Below are 16,002 nucleotides of genomic sequence, written 5' to 3' on the forward strand. Positions count from 1 at the left end.
CGCTCAGCCCGCCAGTCGTGCGGTCACGGCGCGGAGTGCCGCGGGCAGCGCGGCAGCATCCGTGCCACCGCCCTGGGCGAGGTCCGGCTTGCCGCCACCACCACCGCCGAGCACACCGGCGGCCTCCTTGGCCAGTGGTCCCGCCTGCACACCGGCAGCGCGGGCCGCGTCGTTGGTCGCCACGATGACCACGGGCTTGCCGTTGACCACGGCACCGAGGACCACGACCGCGGCGCCGTCATCGAGCTGCCCGCGCACGCCGGTCGCCAGGGAGCGCAGGTCGTCGCCGGACTGCAGCCCGTCGACCGTCTCGGCGACCACGGTCACCGCGCCGACGGTCTCGGCCTGGCGAGCGATCGACGGCACCCGCTGCTGCAGGTTCGCCGACTCGAACTCGGCGACCCGCTTCTGCGCGGTGCGGAGGTCCTCCATCAGCGCCTGCACGCGGGTCGGCAGGTCCTCGCGGGGAGCCTTCAGGGCGCTCGAGAGCTGCGACACGATCGTCCGCTCGACGGCGAGGTCGCGGAAGCCCTCGAGTCCGACGAGTGCCTCGACGCGACGGTTGGTCGAACCGACGCTCGACTCCCCCACCAGGTTCACGAGGCCGACCTGCGCGCTGGACGCGACGTGCGTACCACCGCACAGCTCGCGCGACCACGGGCCGCCGATGTCGACCATGCGGACCTCGGCGCCGTACTTCTCGCCGAACAGCGCCTGCGCGCCGAGCGCCTTCGCCTCGTCGAGCGGGAGCACGCGGGTCTGCACCGCGAGGTCGGAGCGGATCGCCGCGTTCACGACCTCCTCGATCTCGGACCGGGTGGCGCCGGAGACGGGCTGCGACCACGAGAAGTCGAGACGCATGTAGCCGGACTTGTTGTACGAGCCGGCCTGGAGGGCCTCCGGGCCGAGCACGTCGCGCAGGGCCGCGTTCACGAGGTGGGTCGCGGAGTGTGCCTGGGTCGCCCCGCGGCGGTACTCGGCGTCGACGACCGTCGTGGCTGCGTCGCCGACACCCACCTCGCCCGAGCGGACCTGGACGGTGTGGCTCCAGAGACCCGCGACCGGACGCTGCACGTCGAGCACCTCGAGGTCGAAGCCGTTGCCGACGATCGATCCCTGGTCGGCGTCCTGGCCGCCGGACTCCGCGTAGAGGGACGTCTCACCGAGGATGACCTCGGCGATGTCCCCGGCGACGGCGCGGTCGACACTGACGCCGTCCACGATGATGCCGAGCACGGCGGACTCGGCCTCGAGGGCGTCGTAGCCCAGGAAGACCGTCTCGCCCTTCGCGCGGAAGGCGCTGTAGACGCTGAGGTCGGCGAGGGCGGTCTTCTTGCTCTTCGCGTCGGCCTTCGCCCGGGCGCGCTGCTCCGACATGAGGGTCTCGAACGCCCCGCGGTCGACCTGGACCCCGGCCTCCTCCGCCATCTCCATGGTGAGGTCGATCGGGAAGCCGAAGGTGTCGTGGAGCAGGAAGGCGGTGTCCCCGCCGATCGCGGGGGCGCCGTCCTGCTTCGCGCGCTCCACCGCGACGTCGAGGATCGTGGTGCCCTGCGCGAGCGTCCTGAGGAACGTCTCCTCCTCCGCGTAGGCGATCCGGGCGATGCGGTCGAAGTCGCCGGCGACCTCCGGGTACGCCTCCTGCATCGCGTCGCGCGAGGCCGGGAAGAGATGCGGGAAGGTCGCGCCCTCGACGCCGAGCAGGCGCATGGCGCGCACAGTGCGTCGGAGCAGACGGCGGAGGATGTAGCCGCGACCCTCGTTCGACGGCGTGACGCCGTCGGCGACGAGCATGAGCGAGGAGCGCACGTGGTCGGCGATCACGCGCATCCGGACGTCGTCCTCGTGCACGGCGCCGTACCGACGACCGGAGATCCGCGCGGCCTCGTCGAGGACCGGGCGCACCTGGTCGATCTCGTACATGTTGTCGACGCCCTGCTTGATGAAGGCGACGCGCTCGAGCCCCATGCCGGTGTCGATGTTCTTGTTCGGCAGCTCGCCGGTGATCGTGAAGTCGTACTTCGACCGCACGTCGGCGATCTGGTACTGCATGAAGACCAGGTTCCAGATCTCGACGTAGCGGTCGTCGTCGGTCGCGGGACCGCCGTCGATGCCGTACTCGGGACCACGGTCGAAGAAGATCTCGGAACACGGGCCGGCGGGACCGGGCTGGCCGGTGGACCAGTAGTTCGTGTCCTTGCCGAGGCGCTGGATGCGGTCGTCCGGCAGCGACGAGTGCTGCTTCCAGAACGCGATCGCCTCGTCGTCGTCCTCGTACACCGTGACCCACAGGTCGTCGGCGGAGAACCCGAGGCCGCCGTCCGACTCCGGGGTGGTCAGGAACTCCCAGGCGTACTGGATCGCCTGCTCCTTGAAGTAGTCCCCGAACGAGAAGTTGCCGTTCATCTGGAAGAACGTGCCGTGGCGAGGGGTCTTGCCGACCTCCTCGATGTCGTTCGTGCGGATGCACTTCTGCACGCTGGTCGCGCGCGGGTACGGAGCGGGGACCAGCCCGGTCAGGTACGGGATGAACGGGACCATGCCGGCGACCGTGAAGAGCAGCGACGGGTCGTCCGAGACGAGCGACGCGGACGGGACGACGGTGTGTCCGCGGTCGCCGAAGAACTGGAGCCAACGGCGGCGGATCTCTGCGGTCTGCATGGTGCTTCCTGATTCAGGTCGGCGGAGGGTGCGTGGGAGCTGGGGCGCGGGGACGCTCAGGTGTCGGTGCGGAGTTCGGCCTCGCGGGAGCGGTACCCGTCGGCCACGGCGTCGGTGAACGCCTTCGTCCGGGCGTCGACGTCCGCGAAGAGTCGTGCACCACCGGGCGTGTTGGCGATCCGGTGCGCGGCGGCAAACCCGATGACGACGCCGACGGCGACGAAGAACAGCTGCTTCACGGTGCCTCTCCCTCTCGCGCACGCGAGCGGTGCGTGCCCGAACGAGTGTAGTGGCGCGGGATGGCCGGGACGCCGAACGGCGGGCCGTCCTCCTGAGAGGACGACCCGCCGTTCGGGTGTGATCGGTGGATCAGCGAGCTGCGTAGTACTCGACGACGAGCTGCACTTCACAGGTCACGGGGACCTCGGCGCGCTTCGGACGACGGACCAGGCGGGCCTGGAGCTTGTCGATCTCGACCTCGAGGTAGCCCGGGACCTTCGGCAGCACTTCCTGGTGCCCACCGGCGGCGGCGACCTGGAAGGGCTCAAGGGACTCGGAGCGCTGCTTCACGTGGATGAGCTGCCCCTCCTTCACGCGGAAGGACGGACGGTCGACGAGCTTGCCGTCGACCAGGATGTGACGGTGCACGATCAGCTGACGGGCCTGCGCGGTGGTGCGGGCGAAGCCGGCACGCAGCACGAGGGCGTCGAGGCGCTGCTCGAGGAGCTCGACGAGGTTCTCACCCGTCAGGCCCTTCGTCTTGCGGGCCTCTTCGAAGACGATGCGGAGCTGCTTCTCGCGGATGCCGTACTGGGCACGCAGACGCTGCTTCTCACGGAGACGGACGGCGTAGTCGCTGTCCGCGCGACGGCGGGTGCGGCCGTGCTCACCGGGGCCGTAGGGGCGCTTCTCGAGGTACCGGGCCGCCTTCGGCGTCAGCGGGATGCCGAGCGCGCGCGAGAGGCGGGTCTTGCTGCGGGTGCGTGACTTGGTAGACACAGGGTCCTTTTCTCTGTCTGAACTGAATGACTCGCCGGAACGCGACCGACCGCGGGCGCTGCGCGCACGTGGGAGGTCGACCCCGACGACGGGATCCAGAGGGATGAGCCTGTGGGATCGGACGGCTACAGTCCGAACCTCTGCCCCCGTCCCACCGGAGTGGGACTCTGTCCTCGGCGCAGCCGCACGCGAGGACCAGGACGTAGGCCCGTCAACGATAGCAGCATCGGGCCCCCGGGTGAAGCACCGCGCTCACTCGCCGCGCGTGATCCTCCGGAGGCGTTCGAGCCGGGGGCCGACCTCGCGCTCGTACCCGTTGCCGGTCGGGGTGTAGTACTCCGTGCCCTCGAGCGCGTCGGGCAGGTACTGCTGGCGGGCGACCCCGTGCTCGGCGTCGTGCGAGTAGACGTAGCCCTTGCCGTGCCCGAGTCGCTTCGCGCCCGGGTAGTGCGCGTCGCGCAGGTGCACCGGGACGACGCCCATCCGCCCCGCCTTGACGTCCGCCACGGCGGCGTTGACACCGTTGTAGGACGCGTTCGACTTCGGTGCGGTCGCGAGGTACACCACGGCCTCGGCCAGGGGGATGCGCCCCTCGGGCATCCCGATGAGCTGCACCGCCTGCGCCGCGGCGACGGCGATCGGCAGCGCCTGCGGGTCCGCCATGCCGATGTCCTCGGACGCCGAGATGATGATGCGGCGGGCGATGAACCGCGGGTCCTCGCCAGCCTCGATCATCCGTGCGAGGTAGTGCAACGCGGCGTCGACGTCGCTCCCCCGCACCGACTTGATGAACGCGCTGATGACGTCGTAGTGCTCGTCGCCCTGCCGGTCGTAGCGCAGCAGCGCCCGGTCGACGGCCGCGGCGACGGTGTCCGCGTCGACCAGCGGGACCGTCGCGACGTCGTCGGGCGAGAGCTCGTCGTCGTCGTCGTCCGTGTCCGAGGCCGCCGCGGCGATCGCCGACGACGCCGCTGCCTCGAGCGCGGTGAGCGCCCGGCGGGCGTCGCCGGAGGACAGGCGGACGATCGCCGCCCGGGCGTCGTCGCCGAGGACGACCGAGCCACCGAGGCCGCGCGGATCCTCGACCGCCCGGTCGACGAGCATGCCGAGGTCCTCGTCGGTGAGCGGCTTGAGGGTCAGCAGGAGCGAGCGGGAGAGCAGTGGGGAGATGACCGAGAAGGACGGGTTCTCGGTCGTGGCAGCGATGAGGATCACCCACCCGTTCTCGACGCCGGGCAGCAGGGCGTCCTGCTGGGCCTTGCTGAACCGGTGGATCTCGTCGAGGAACAGCACGGTGGTCGAGCCGTAGAGGTCGCGGTGCGTCAGGGCCTTCTCCATGACCTCGCGCACGTCCTTCACGCCGGCCGTCACCGCGGACAGCTCGACGAACTCGCGGCCGGACTGCCGCGCGATCGCCTGGGCGAGGGTCGTCTTGCCGGTACCGGGCGGTCCCCAGAGGATCACGGATACCCCGCCGGGGTTCTCGCGCGTGCCGGTGGCGAGCTGCACCAGCGGGCTGCCGCGCCCGAGCAGGTGCTGCTGCCCCGCGACCTCGTCGAGGCTCGTCGGCCGCATCCGCACCGCCAGCGGGACGGACCCCTGAGCCAACCCGGCGCGACCACCCGTCGTGGGCGCGCGCATGCCCGATCGATCCGCTGCCATGCTCCGATCGTAGGCCGGACCACCGACGTGCTGCGTGCCTCCAGGCCGACGCCGCCCGTCGGTCCGCTACGCTCGTCGGCACAGTCGACGAGAGGTCCGATCAGCACCGTGGCACCGAAGAACCAGGCGCGCGACAACCGCGAGGCGCGTGAGCGGCTCCGTCTGTACCAGGCCCGACAGGGCCTGCACGACCGGCAGCGACGCCGGCGGGTGCGGGACGACGTCGTCGGCGTGGGGGTGCTCGTCCTGGTCGCTGCCCTGGCGACCGGGTCACAGCTCGCCTTCGCGGGGTCGCGGGCCGGGGACGCGCCGAGCGCGAGCGCGACGTCCACCCCGACCCCCTCGGCGAGTGCGACGGCCGGCAACACCGGGACGGTGCCGAGCAAGGACATCGCGGACGGGGCGACCTGGACCGGCACGCTGACGCTGAACAAGGACGTCCGGCTCGGCATCGAGCTCGACGGGAAGGCCGCACCGCAGGCGTCGAGTGTCGAGATCGACCTCATCCGGAAGCAGTTCTACGAGGGCACCACCTGCCACCGACTCGCCGACAGCGCGGACTTCCGGTTCCTGCAGTGCGGCTCCGCCAACGGGGACGGCACGGGTGACGCCGGGTTCCAGTACGGCCCGCTCGAGAACGTCCCGAGCGACGGCCGGTACGCCGCGGGCACCCTCGCGATCGCGCGCGGTGCGTCGCCGTACTCGCAGTCGACGCAGTTCTTCATCGTCTACGGCGACACGACGCTCGACGGCTCGACGGGCGGGTACACCGTCGTCGGCAAGGTCACGAGCGGGCTCGACGACCTGGAGCGCGAGATCACCTCGAAGGGCATCGCGTCGGCGGGGTCGGACGGCACCGGCGAGCCGAAGGTCGCGACCACGATCACCGGCGCGACCATCCGCGAGCAGGACTGACCGGACCGGTCGGACCCGACGCCGGACTCCGGTCGTCCACAGCCCGCACGTCCGACTGGCCCCCGGGCCCCTCCGGTGCAATAGGCTGACGACCTGACCGTGCCGACGGGGACGTCGGCGATGCACGACCACGATCGAGGCGAGACCTGTGGGACCTGACGAAGCAACGACCTGGGGCCGGGTCGACGAGAACGGGACGGTGTACGTCCGGTACGACGACGGCGAGAAGGCCGTCGGCGAGTACCCGGACGCCACCCCGGACGAGGCCCTCGCGTACTTCGCGCGCAAGTACGCCGACCTCGAGGGGCAGGTGAAGATCGCCGAGCAGCGCGTCCAGCGCGGCGCCTCGGCGAACGACGTCGCTCGGACCGTCGAGCACCTGCGCACGCAGGTCGCCGAGGCTCGTGTGGTCGGTGACCTGAAGTCGCTCGAGAACCGGGTCGCCGCCCTGTCCGAGCAGGTGGGCTCCCTCACGAAGGAGCAGCAGGCGCAGGCACAGCAGGCGCTCACCGACGCACTGGCGTACCGGACCTCGCTGGTCGAGGAAGCCGAGTCGCTCGCCGCCGTCGACCCGGCTCGGGCGCAGTGGAAGCAGATCACCGCGCAGCTCGACGACGTCTTCGCCCGCTGGCAGCAGCACCAGCACGACGGCCCGCGCCTGCCCAAGAACGAGGCCAACGAGCTGTGGAAGCGCTTCCGCGCCGCCCGTTCGACCGTCGACCAGCACCGCCGCGCCTTCTACTCGGAGCTCGACGCGCAGCACCGCGACGCGCGGAACCGCAAGCAGGAGCTCGTCCAGCAGGCGGAGGCGCTCGCGTCCCGCGGCTCCGACGGCATCCCCGCCTACCGTGAGTTGCTCGACGACTGGAAGCGTGCCGGCCGTGCCGGGAAGCGCCACGACGACGCACTCTGGGCACGCTTCAAAGCCGCCGGTGACGTGCTGTTCGAGCAGCGCCACGCCGAGGCCGCGGTCGAGAACGAGGAGTTCTCCGCGAACCTCGTCGCGAAGCAGGCCCTGCTCACCGAGGCCGAGCCGCTGCTGCAGCAGAAGGACCGGGTCGCCGCCCGTCGCACGCTGACGGACATCCAGCGCCGCTGGGACGAGATCGGCAAGGTCCCGCGCGGCGACGTCCGTCGGATCGAGGACCGTCTGCGTGCGGTCGAGGACCACGTGCGGAGCCTCGAGGACGAGCACTGGAAGGCGTCCGACCCGGAGCGCAAGGCACGGCAGACCGGGCTCGCGAGCCAGCTCGAGGACGCCATCGGCAAGCTCCAGGCCGAGCTCGAGGCCGCGCAGGCCTCCGGTGACTCGCGCAAGATCAAGGAGGCGCAGGAAGCGCTGGACGCCCGCAAGATCTGGCTCGACGCGCTCGGGAGCTGACCAGCGCCAGGCACGAGGACGCCCCGCGACCGTCGATCGGTCGCGGGGCGTCCTGCATCACCGGCTGTCAGCGGCCGGTCGGGATCGGCGTCAGACCGGTGCGGGCAGACCGAGCAGCAGCCGGATGTCGAGGTCGTCCTGCCGCATCTGGGCCGCGAGCTCGTCCATCGACGAGAACGCGACCATGCCGCGCACGTACGAGACGAAGAGCACCGAGATCGTGTCGCCGTACAGGTCGATGTCGACGTCGAGCAGGTGCGCCTCGATCTGCTTCGCCGGCACGCCCTGGAACGTCGGGTTGTTGCCGACCGACACCGCGGCCGGGTAGACGGTGCCCTCGTGCAGCACGCGCGCCGCGTAGACGCCGTCGGCCGGGACGAAGCCCTCGCACGCGGGGTCGAGGTTGGCCGTCGGGTAGCCCATCGCCCGGCCACGCTGGTTCCCGTGCACCACGGTGCTCCGGACGGCGTGCTCGCGACCGAGCAGTCGAGCGGCCTCGGCCACGCGACCGTCACCGAGCAGCTCGCGGATCCAGGTCGAGGAGACGCGTCGCTCGTCGGACGGGCGGACGTCGTCGCGCAGGTCGACGTCGTCGATGAGCTCGACGCGGAAGCCGTGCTGCTCCCCCAGTCGGCGCAGCAGGTTGACGTCGCCGGCGCCGCGGGCACCGAAGCGGAAGTCGCTGCCGACGAAGACCAGCTCGGCGTGCAGGGTACGGACGAGGACCTCGGACACGAAGGCCTCGGGTGCCTGCGACTGCAGGTCCTGGTCGAAGCGCAGCAGGAGCATCGCGTCGACCCCGATCTCCTCGAGGAGCTCGCGGCGCTGCGCGGTGCTCGTCAGCGCTGGCGGCACGCGGTCGGGGTCGATCACGCTGAGGGGGTGGCGGTCGAACGTCACCACGGTGGAGACGAGCCCGCGCTCGCGTGCGGCGCGTTCGAGGTGCGCGATCACCGCACGGTGGCCGACGTGGACCCCGTCGAACTTGCCGATCGTGACGGCGCTCGGACCGAAGCCCTGCGCCACGTCGGCGACGTCGTCGTAGTACTGCACGCCGGGCCCTACTCGCCGACCGTGACCGACGCGGCCGCGGGCTCGACGGCGGCGGCCCGGTGGTGCTTCCGCAGCCACCAGAGTCCGGCGATCGGGAGCACCAGCGGCGCGAAGACGTAGCCGAGGCCGTAGTACGACCACACGGTGTCGTCGGGGAACAGCTGTCGGTCGATCAGGGACAACGTGCCGACGATCAGCACCCCGGCCATCTCGAAGCCGATGGTCACGCACGCGACGCGGTACCAGGCGCGGCCGGGGGCGATGAGCGCGATCATCGCGACGATGTAGACGACGGCCGCGACGGCGCTGAGCGTGTAGGCGAACGGCGCGAACGAGAACTTCTCGATGATCTGGACGACACTGCGTCCGGTGGCCGCGAGGGCCAGGATGCCGTACACGGCGATGAGGACGCGGCCGACGCCGGTCGCGAGGGAGGATCTGTTCGCCACGGCGATGAGTCTACCGACGACGGGTGACGTGCGCGGACGCCACCAGCGCCCGGCAGGCACGGAGACGGGCACCGGGCTAGTTGAGCGCGAACCAGATCTGGTACATCCGGTAGACCATCACCGCGACGGTGAACGCGCCGGCTCCGAGCACGACCGTGCTCCACTTCGTCCGGTCGATCAGCGCCCAGAGGATCGCGGCCGGCGGCACGAGCAGCACCGAGACCGCGTAGACCCCGAACTCGAGCGCGTTGCCCTGCGGCGGGCTGCCGACCGCGGGGAGCACGAGCGACACCACGCCCTGCGCCAGGAGCAGGAGCTCGATCAGTGCGAGCGACCCGACGGTGTAGTCGTTCGGCTTCCAGCCGAGGAACCCGACGACCACGGCGAACAGCCCGGCGACCACGGACACCGCGAGCTGCACCCACATGAACCACTCGATCACGCGTGCGCTCCGTCCGTCGTGGTGCCGACCGGGGCCGGCGCCGGGAAGTTCGTGATGACCCGCAGCCGACCACGCCGCACGGAGACGAGGCCGACGAGTCGGTCGTCGTCCTTCGCCACAGCCGCGACCGGGCCGTCGTGGTCGGGGTGCTCGACCGCGACACGCTTGCCGTCTGTCAGGTCCTTCGCCGCGGCCGCGTCGAGTGCCACGACGTCGAAGAGGCGACGTGCGACGTCCGCCGGGCGGGCGAGGGCTGCGGCGACGTCGACCGAGTCGTCCTCGAGGTCCACCGCGTCCGCGACGTCGAAGGGTCCGACCGCGGTGCGTCGGAGGGCGGTGAGGTGCGCCCCGGTGCCGAGTGCCGCACCGACGTCACGCGCCAGCGCACGGACGTACGTCCCCGACGAGCAGTCGACGACGACGTCGAGGTCGACCACGGGGACGTCGACGCCGTCGACCGTGACCGTGTGGTCGTCCCGGCCGGTCACCACGAAGCGGGACACCGTGACGGTGCGCGAGCGCAGGACGACCTCCTCGCCCTTCCTGGCGAGGTCGTAGGCTCGGCGCCCGTCGACCTTGATCGCGCTGACCGTCGAGGGCACCTGGTCGATGACGCCGCGCTGTGCGGCGACGGCTCGCTCGATCGCGTCGTCCGACACGTCCGCCGCCGCGACACCCGCAGCCGAGGTCGGCGTGCCGTCCGCGTCGTCGGAGTCGGTGCCGACCCCGAGTCGGATCGTCGCCGTGTAGGTCTTGCCGAGGCCGACCAGGTGCGTCAGGAGCCGCGTGGAGGGCCCGGCGCCGAGCAGCAGCAGTCCCGTCGCCATCGGGTCGAGCGTGCCGGCGTGACCGATCTTCTTCAGGCCGAGACGCCGACGTGCGATCGACACCACGCGGTGGCTGGAGATGCCCTGCGGCTTGTCGACGAGGAGGATGCCGTCAGGCTGGGGAGCGACCACCGGACGAGGCTACCAGCGCGGCGCTCCCGCACGGGGTCGGTCGGACCGTCAGCAGGCGTCGTTCCACTCGCGACGCGGGTGGTCCGGGTCGGTCACGTCGAGCACCGCCGACGCGGCGATCTTGACGTCCGCGCGCCGCTCGAGGCGACCGTCCTCCTGCTCCACCCAGAGCGACCAGCGCCAGAGGTTCCTGGTGCCCGACGCGAGCAGTCCCTGGCCGTGGACGACGAGCACGCCGTCGCCCGCACCCGTCGTCCGGAAGGGCGTGACGACGTCGGCCCGGAGAACGTCGAGGTCGGCGGAGGGCGCCGCCGCGGCCATCGCGGACACCCCGTGCTGCTGGAAGGCGGCGACGAGCGCCGCAGCGACCCGCTCGAGGTCGGTGCCGTCCTGTCCGTCGATGCCGACGACGGTCCGGTTCGTGCCGACCTGCGCGATCACCTCGCCCGCGATCGCAGCCATCGTGTCGGTCTCCTGCGGTGCCCAGCGTGCCATGCTCCCACCGTAGGCTGTCGTGGTGAACGCGAGCGGAGCCTCCCGGCAGCCTGTGGAGGAGACGACGGCTGTGGAGGACCCGACGGACCCGAGCCGTCCCGACATCGCGTCCCCGCTCGTGGCGTGGTTCCGCACCGAGGCCCGCGACCTGCCGTGGCGCCGTCCGGGGTTCCCCGCCTGGGGCACGCTGGTGAGCGAGATCATGCTGCAGCAGACGCAGGTCGCGCGGGTCGTCCCCCGTCTGGAGGCGTGGCTCACCCGGTGGCCGACCCCTGCGGACCTCGCGGCGTCGCCTCCCGGCGAGGCGGTCCGTGCCTGGGACCGGCTCGGCTACCCGAGGCGCGCGCTCGCGCTGCACGCGGCCGCCACCGCGATCGCCGAGCAGCACGACAACGTGGTCCCGCGGGACGTCGACGCGCTCCTCGCCCTGCCCGGCATCGGCGACTACACCGCCAGGGCCGTGGCGGTCTTCGCCTACGGCGACCGGCACCCCGTCGTCGACGTCAACGTCCGGCGTGTGCTCGCCCGGGCGGTCCTCGGCGAGGGCGAGCCCGGACCGGCGAAGGCGCGGCGCGACCTGCCGCTCATGGAGTCCGTGCTCCCCGAGGACCGCGAGGCGGCCGCCGCGACGAACGCCGCGGTGATGGAGCTCGGTGCGCTCGTCTGCGTCGCCCGCTCCCCCGCGTGCGACGTCTGCCCGATCGCCGACCGCTGCGCCTGGCGGGCCGCCGGGTACCCGGAGCACGACGGACCGCGCGCCCCGAAGCAGGCACGCTTCGCCGGCAGCGACCGCCAGGTGCGCGGTCTCGTGATGGCCGAGCTGCGGGCGAGCGACGTGCCGGTCACGCGGGACGAGGTCGACCTGGTCTGGCCGGACGCCGAGCAGCGTGCCCGTGCGCTCGCGTCCCTGCTGCACGACGGGCTCGTCGTCGGCGACGACGCATCGGGCTACCGGCTGCCCGACGCCTGACCGACGACCGGCGACCGCCGGCAGGCGGCACGCGGCACGCGGCACGCGACAGCCGGGCCGGGCGGCCGCGCGATTGGGTGGCACACGACGACGGCCGCCGGACGAGGTGTCCGGCGGCCGTCGCGGTGCTGCGGTGGATCAGGCGCGCTCGCCGCGCTCCTCGTCCTGGTCGTCGTGCTTGTACGGGTCGGCGTCACCGGCGTACTGCGCCCCGGCCGACGCGGCACGCACCTGCGCGTCGCGCTGCTGGGCCTGGACGAGCAGGTCCTCCATGTGCGCCGACGTCTCCGGCAGCGCGTCGGCGATGAACTCGAGCGACGGGGTGAGCCGTGCGGTGATGTTCTTGCCGACCTCGCTCCGGAGCATGCCGGTCGCGGCCTTGAGCGCAGCGGCGGAGTCGGCGCGCTCCTCGTCGGAGCCGTAGACCGTGTAGAACACCGACGCGTGCTGCAGGTCGCCGGTCACACGGACGTCGGTGATGGTGACGAAGCCGAGGCGCGGGTCACGCAGCCCCTTGTCGAGCCGCCGTGCGACGACTTCCTTGATGCGGTCCGCCATCTTGCGCGCGCGCTGCGGATCGGCCATGGGTGCCTCCTGGGGCAGTGATCTACTGGTGGAACGGGACGGACCCCGCCCCTCCCGAGGGAGGAGCGGGGTCCAGGATAGCCAGACGTCAGTCGCGCGGCTTCTCGACGAGCTCGGTGGTCTCGATCTCGTCACCGACCTGGATGTCGTTGTACTTGCCCAGACCGATACCGGCTTCGAAGTCCGTGCGGACCTCGGTGACGTCGTCCTTGAAGCGACGCAGCGACTCGATGGCCAGGCCGTCGGCGAGCACCACACCTTCGCGGATGACGCGCGCCTTGGCGTTGCGCGTGATCGTGCCGGACCGGACGATGACACCGGCGATGTTGCCGAACTTCGAGGAGCGGAACACCTCGCGGATCTCGGCGACACCCGACTGGACCTCTTCGTACTCGGGCTTGAGCATGCCCTTGAGGGACTGCTCGATGTCCTCGAGTGCGTTGTAGATGACCGAGTAGAAGCGCACGTCGATGCCTTCGCGCGCCGCACGCTCGCGGGCCTTGACGTCCGGGCGGACGTTGAAGCCGACGACGATCGCGTTGTCGATCGTGGCCAGGTCGATGTCCGACTCCGTGATCGCACCCACACCGCGGTGCAGGATGCGGAGCTGGACGCTGTCGTCGACCTCGATGTCCAGGAGCGACTGCTCGAGTGCCTCGACGGCACCGGAGACGTCACCCTTGATGATGAGGTTGAGCGAGTCGACCTTGCCCTCCTCGAGAGCACGGGTGAAGTCCTCGAGCGAGATGCGCTTGCGGGCCTTGGCCAGCTGGGCGTTGCGCTCGGCCGCTTCACGCTTCTCGGCGATCTGGCGGGCCGTGCGGTCCTCCTCCGTGACCAGGAAGGTGTCACCGGCGCGCGGCACCGACGACAGACCCTGCACCTGGACCGGACGGCTCGGCGTCGCCGCCTTGACCGCGACACCGTTCTCGTCGGTCATCGCACGGACGCGGCCGTAGGCCGTACCCGCCACGATGGCGTCACCGACGTGCAGGGTGCCGGACTGGATGAGCACCGTGGCGACCGAACCGCGACCCTTGTCGAGTCGGGCCTCGATCGCGACACCGCGGGCGTCCTTGTCGGGGTTCGCCCGCAGGTCGAGACCGGCGTCCGCCGTGAGCAGCACCGCGTCGAGCAGGTCCTGGATGCCGACGTTGTTGCGCGCCGACACGTCGACGAACATGACGTCGCCGCCGTACTCCTCGGCCACCAGGTTGTACTCGGTGAGCTGCTGCCGGACCTTGGCCGGGTTCGCGCCCTCCTTGTCGATCTTGTTCACCGCGACCACGATCGGCACACCGGCCGACTGCGCGTGGTTCAGCGCCTCGATCGTCTGGGGCATGATGCCGTCGTCCGCCGCGACCACGAGGATCGCGATGTCCGTCACCTGCGCACCACGGGCACGCATGGCGGTGAAGGCCTCGTGACCCGGGGTGTCGATGAACGTGATCGGACGGTCGACGCCCTCGTGCTCGGTGACGATCTGGTACGCACCGATGTGCTGCGTGATGCCGCCGGCCTCGCCCTCGACCACCTTCGAGTTGCGGATGGCGTCGAGCAGGCGGGTCTTGCCGTGGTCGACGTGACCCATGACCGTGACGACCGGGGGACGCTGCTGCAGGACGGAGTCGTCCTCGTCGGCGTACTCGGCGTCGATGTCGATGTCGAAGCCCTCGAGGAGCTCGCGGTCCTCGTCCTCCGGCGAGACGATCTGGATCTTGTAGCCCAGTTCCTCACCGAGGACCTCGAACGTGGCCTCGTCCAGCGACTCGGTCGCCGTGGCCATCTCACCGAGGTGGAACAGCACGGTCACCAGGTTGCCGGGGCTCGCGTCGATCTTGTCCGCGAAGTCCGAGATGCTCGCACCACGACGGAGGCGCACGACCGTGTTGCCGTCACCGCGAGGGACCTGCACACCGCCGAGCGACGGCGCCTGCCGCATCTCGTACTCGGCGCGCTTCGTCCGCTTCGACTTGCGGGCACGGCTCTTGCCGCCACCGCGACCGAACGCGCCGGCGGTACCACCACCGGGGCCACGACCGCGGCCACCGCCACCGGCGGGACGCGGGCCGCTGAAGGCCGGACGGGGGAAGCCGCCACCGGCACCACCGGCACCGCCCGGACGACCACCGGGGCCGCCACGACCGCCACCCTGGCCCGGGCGCTGCCCGAAGCCGTTCGGGCGGTTCGCCTGGCCGGGGCCACCCGGACGCGGAGCACCCGGACGGGGCACGCCGGGACGCGGCGGGGCCGGACGCGGGATGCCGTTGCCACCACCGGCACCGCCGGCGGGACGCTGACCCATGCCCTGGTTCGACGCGTACGGGTTGTTGCCGGGACGCGGCGGGCGCGAGCCCATGCCCTGGCTCGACGCGTAGGGGTTGTTGCCCGGGCGTGCACCCGGCTTGGGGCCACCCGGCTTCGGGCCGGCAGCGGAGCCGGGCTTCGGCGCGCCACCGGGCTTGACGGAGTCGCTCTTCGACGCGCTCGCGTCACCACCGGACTGCGCTCCGGAAGCGGCCTGCTCGGCTGCGGCTGCCTTCTCGGCGGCTGCAGCCTTCTGTGCGGCCTCGGCCTCGGCCTGACGCTGCGCGACGGACTTCGGCGCGGCGGGCGTCGGGGTCTCGGCGACGGGCGCCTGCACCTCGGGCTCGGCCTTCGGCGCGGGTGCCGGACGCGCCGGACCCGGGCGGGGACCGCCGGGCTTCGGGGCGCCGGACCGCGGGGCGGCGGCCTTCGCGGGAGCGCTCGGGGTCGCCGAAGCCGCGGGCTTCGACGCCGTCGAGGCGCCGTCCGCCTGCAGCGCAGCACGGAGCTTGCGCGCGACGGGGGGTTCCACACTGGAGCTCGGGCCCTTGACGAACTCGCCGAGTTCCTTGAGCTTCTCCATTGCGGTCTTGCTGTCGACACCGAGTTCGGATGCGATCTCGTGTACGCGTGGTTTTGCCACAGTTCTCCTTCACGGGTCCCACCCCGCGAAGGGGGCAGGACTCACTGGATGACGGGTCTCATCTCGAGCCGCTCATCAGTTGTCCATAAGCCGTTCAGCCTGTTCTGTCGTGTCCCGGTGACGCGCCTGCTCTTCGGCGCTGAGCGCCTCGAGGTAGTCACGTACCGCTGACGTGTCCGGTTCACGATCGAGTCGGAGCGCGCGGCGGTAGGCCCTGCGCTTGACGGCCTGATCGTGTGCCTCGACGGTCGGGGTGAGCCAGGCTCCCCGCCCCGGCATGACTGCCTTCGGGTCCGCCACGACGCGACCGTCACTCAGGGCGACGACACGGAGGAGGGAGGACCGGGGAGCACGACGACGACTGCCGATGCATGTTCTGACGGGAACCACCATACTCCTTGCCTCCGACCACCGCGATCCGGCGCGCCCGGACGGGCCACGCCACCAGCGAAACGGTGCCGGGCGACGGTCGCCGTCCGGC

At 71.5% G+C, this 16,002-nt stretch carries 15 protein-coding genes; 3 read left to right on the forward strand and 12 right to left on the reverse strand.

The window, feature by feature from the left end:
- Positions 1 to 3: 3 nt before the first annotated feature.
- The 4 genes from alaS to C1N91_RS08990 all read right to left on the reverse strand — a co-directional run bounded on the left by alaS (position 4) and on the right by C1N91_RS08990 (position 5,301).
- Entirely contained in the window at positions 4 to 2,661 is a 2,658-nt protein-coding gene (gene alaS, locus C1N91_RS08975; protein WP_137767442.1) for an alanine--tRNA ligase, read from the reverse strand.
- Positions 2,662 to 2,717: 56 nt separating this feature from the next.
- Positions 2,718 to 2,900 (reverse strand): hypothetical protein, encoded by a 183-nt coding sequence (locus C1N91_RS08980; RefSeq protein ID WP_137767443.1) that lies wholly within the window; start codon positions 2,898 to 2,900, stop codon positions 2,718 to 2,720.
- Positions 2,901 to 3,030: 130 nt separating this feature from the next.
- A complete protein-coding gene (gene rpsD, locus C1N91_RS08985) occupies positions 3,031 to 3,660 on the reverse strand; it encodes a 30S ribosomal protein S4 (protein WP_058726527.1) in 630 nt (209 codons plus the stop codon).
- A 252-nt stretch (positions 3,661 to 3,912) separates the two neighbouring features.
- Positions 3,913 to 5,301 (reverse strand): replication-associated recombination protein A, encoded by a 1,389-nt coding sequence (locus tag C1N91_RS08990; RefSeq protein ID WP_137768755.1) that lies wholly within the window; start codon positions 5,299 to 5,301, stop codon positions 3,913 to 3,915.
- A gap of 129 nt (positions 5,302 to 5,430) precedes the next feature.
- Here C1N91_RS08990 and C1N91_RS08995 point away from each other — a divergent pair, with 129 nt between their 5' ends.
- Both C1N91_RS08995 and C1N91_RS09000 read left to right on the forward strand, forming a co-directional pair.
- Positions 5,431 to 6,237 (forward strand): peptidylprolyl isomerase, encoded by an 807-nt coding sequence (locus tag C1N91_RS08995; protein WP_137767444.1) that lies wholly within the window; start codon positions 5,431 to 5,433, stop codon positions 6,235 to 6,237.
- A gap of 148 nt (positions 6,238 to 6,385) precedes the next feature.
- On the forward strand, positions 6,386 to 7,618 hold the full coding sequence (locus C1N91_RS09000) for a DUF349 domain-containing protein (protein WP_175415972.1): 1,233 nt from the start codon (positions 6,386 to 6,388) through the stop codon (positions 7,616 to 7,618).
- 90 nt (positions 7,619 to 7,708) lie between these two features.
- On the opposite strand, the gene C1N91_RS09005 is transcribed toward C1N91_RS09000, so the two are convergent.
- The 5 genes from C1N91_RS09005 to C1N91_RS09025 all read right to left on the reverse strand — a co-directional run bounded on the left by C1N91_RS09005 (position 7,709) and on the right by C1N91_RS09025 (position 11,016).
- The gene (locus C1N91_RS09005) at positions 7,709 to 8,671 is read right to left on the reverse strand and encodes a bifunctional riboflavin kinase/FAD synthetase (RefSeq protein WP_137767445.1); all 963 of its coding nucleotides are present in this window, start codon (positions 8,669 to 8,671) and stop codon (positions 7,709 to 7,711) included.
- An 8-nt stretch (positions 8,672 to 8,679) separates the two neighbouring features.
- The gene (locus tag C1N91_RS09010) at positions 8,680 to 9,120 is read right to left on the reverse strand and encodes a hypothetical protein (protein WP_137767446.1); all 441 of its coding nucleotides are present in this window, start codon (positions 9,118 to 9,120) and stop codon (positions 8,680 to 8,682) included.
- Positions 9,121 to 9,196: 76 nt separating this feature from the next.
- Positions 9,197 to 9,562: a hypothetical protein gene (locus tag C1N91_RS09015; RefSeq protein ID WP_137767447.1), complete on the reverse strand. Its 366-nt coding sequence runs from the start codon at positions 9,560 to 9,562 to the stop codon at positions 9,197 to 9,199.
- On the reverse strand, positions 9,559 to 10,521 hold the full coding sequence (gene truB / locus C1N91_RS09020) for a tRNA pseudouridine(55) synthase TruB (protein ID WP_137767448.1): 963 nt from the start codon (positions 10,519 to 10,521) through the stop codon (positions 9,559 to 9,561). The genes C1N91_RS09015 and truB overlap by 4 nt, the downstream gene beginning before the upstream one ends.
- 48 nt (positions 10,522 to 10,569) lie before the next feature.
- Positions 10,570 to 11,016, reverse strand: a complete 447-nt coding sequence (locus C1N91_RS09025) for a hypothetical protein (RefSeq protein WP_137767449.1) — start codon at positions 11,014 to 11,016, stop codon at positions 10,570 to 10,572.
- A 70-nt stretch (positions 11,017 to 11,086) separates the two neighbouring features.
- On the opposite strand from C1N91_RS09025, the gene C1N91_RS09030 reads away from it, so the two are divergent.
- Positions 11,087 to 11,986 (forward strand): A/G-specific adenine glycosylase, encoded by a 900-nt coding sequence (locus C1N91_RS09030; RefSeq protein ID WP_137767450.1) that lies wholly within the window; start codon positions 11,087 to 11,089, stop codon positions 11,984 to 11,986.
- Between the two features lie 138 nt (positions 11,987 to 12,124).
- Here C1N91_RS09030 and rbfA read toward each other — a convergent pair whose 3' ends face one another.
- The 3 genes from rbfA to C1N91_RS09045 form a co-directional block, all read right to left on the reverse strand.
- Positions 12,125 to 12,571 (reverse strand): 30S ribosome-binding factor RbfA, encoded by a 447-nt coding sequence (gene rbfA, locus C1N91_RS09035; protein ID WP_137767451.1) that lies wholly within the window; start codon positions 12,569 to 12,571, stop codon positions 12,125 to 12,127.
- Positions 12,572 to 12,659: 88 nt separating this feature from the next.
- Positions 12,660 to 15,521 (reverse strand): translation initiation factor IF-2, encoded by a 2,862-nt coding sequence (infB, locus tag C1N91_RS09040; RefSeq protein WP_137767452.1) that lies wholly within the window; start codon positions 15,519 to 15,521, stop codon positions 12,660 to 12,662.
- Positions 15,522 to 15,596: 75 nt separating this feature from the next.
- Positions 15,597 to 15,914: a YlxR family protein gene (locus C1N91_RS09045; RefSeq protein WP_082687788.1), complete on the reverse strand. Its 318-nt coding sequence runs from the start codon at positions 15,912 to 15,914 to the stop codon at positions 15,597 to 15,599.
- Positions 15,915 to 16,002: the final 88 nt, after the last annotated feature.

The sequence above is a fragment of the Curtobacterium sp. SGAir0471 genome (genome assembly GCF_005490985.1).
Lineage (GTDB): Bacteria > Actinomycetota > Actinomycetes > Actinomycetales > Microbacteriaceae > Curtobacterium.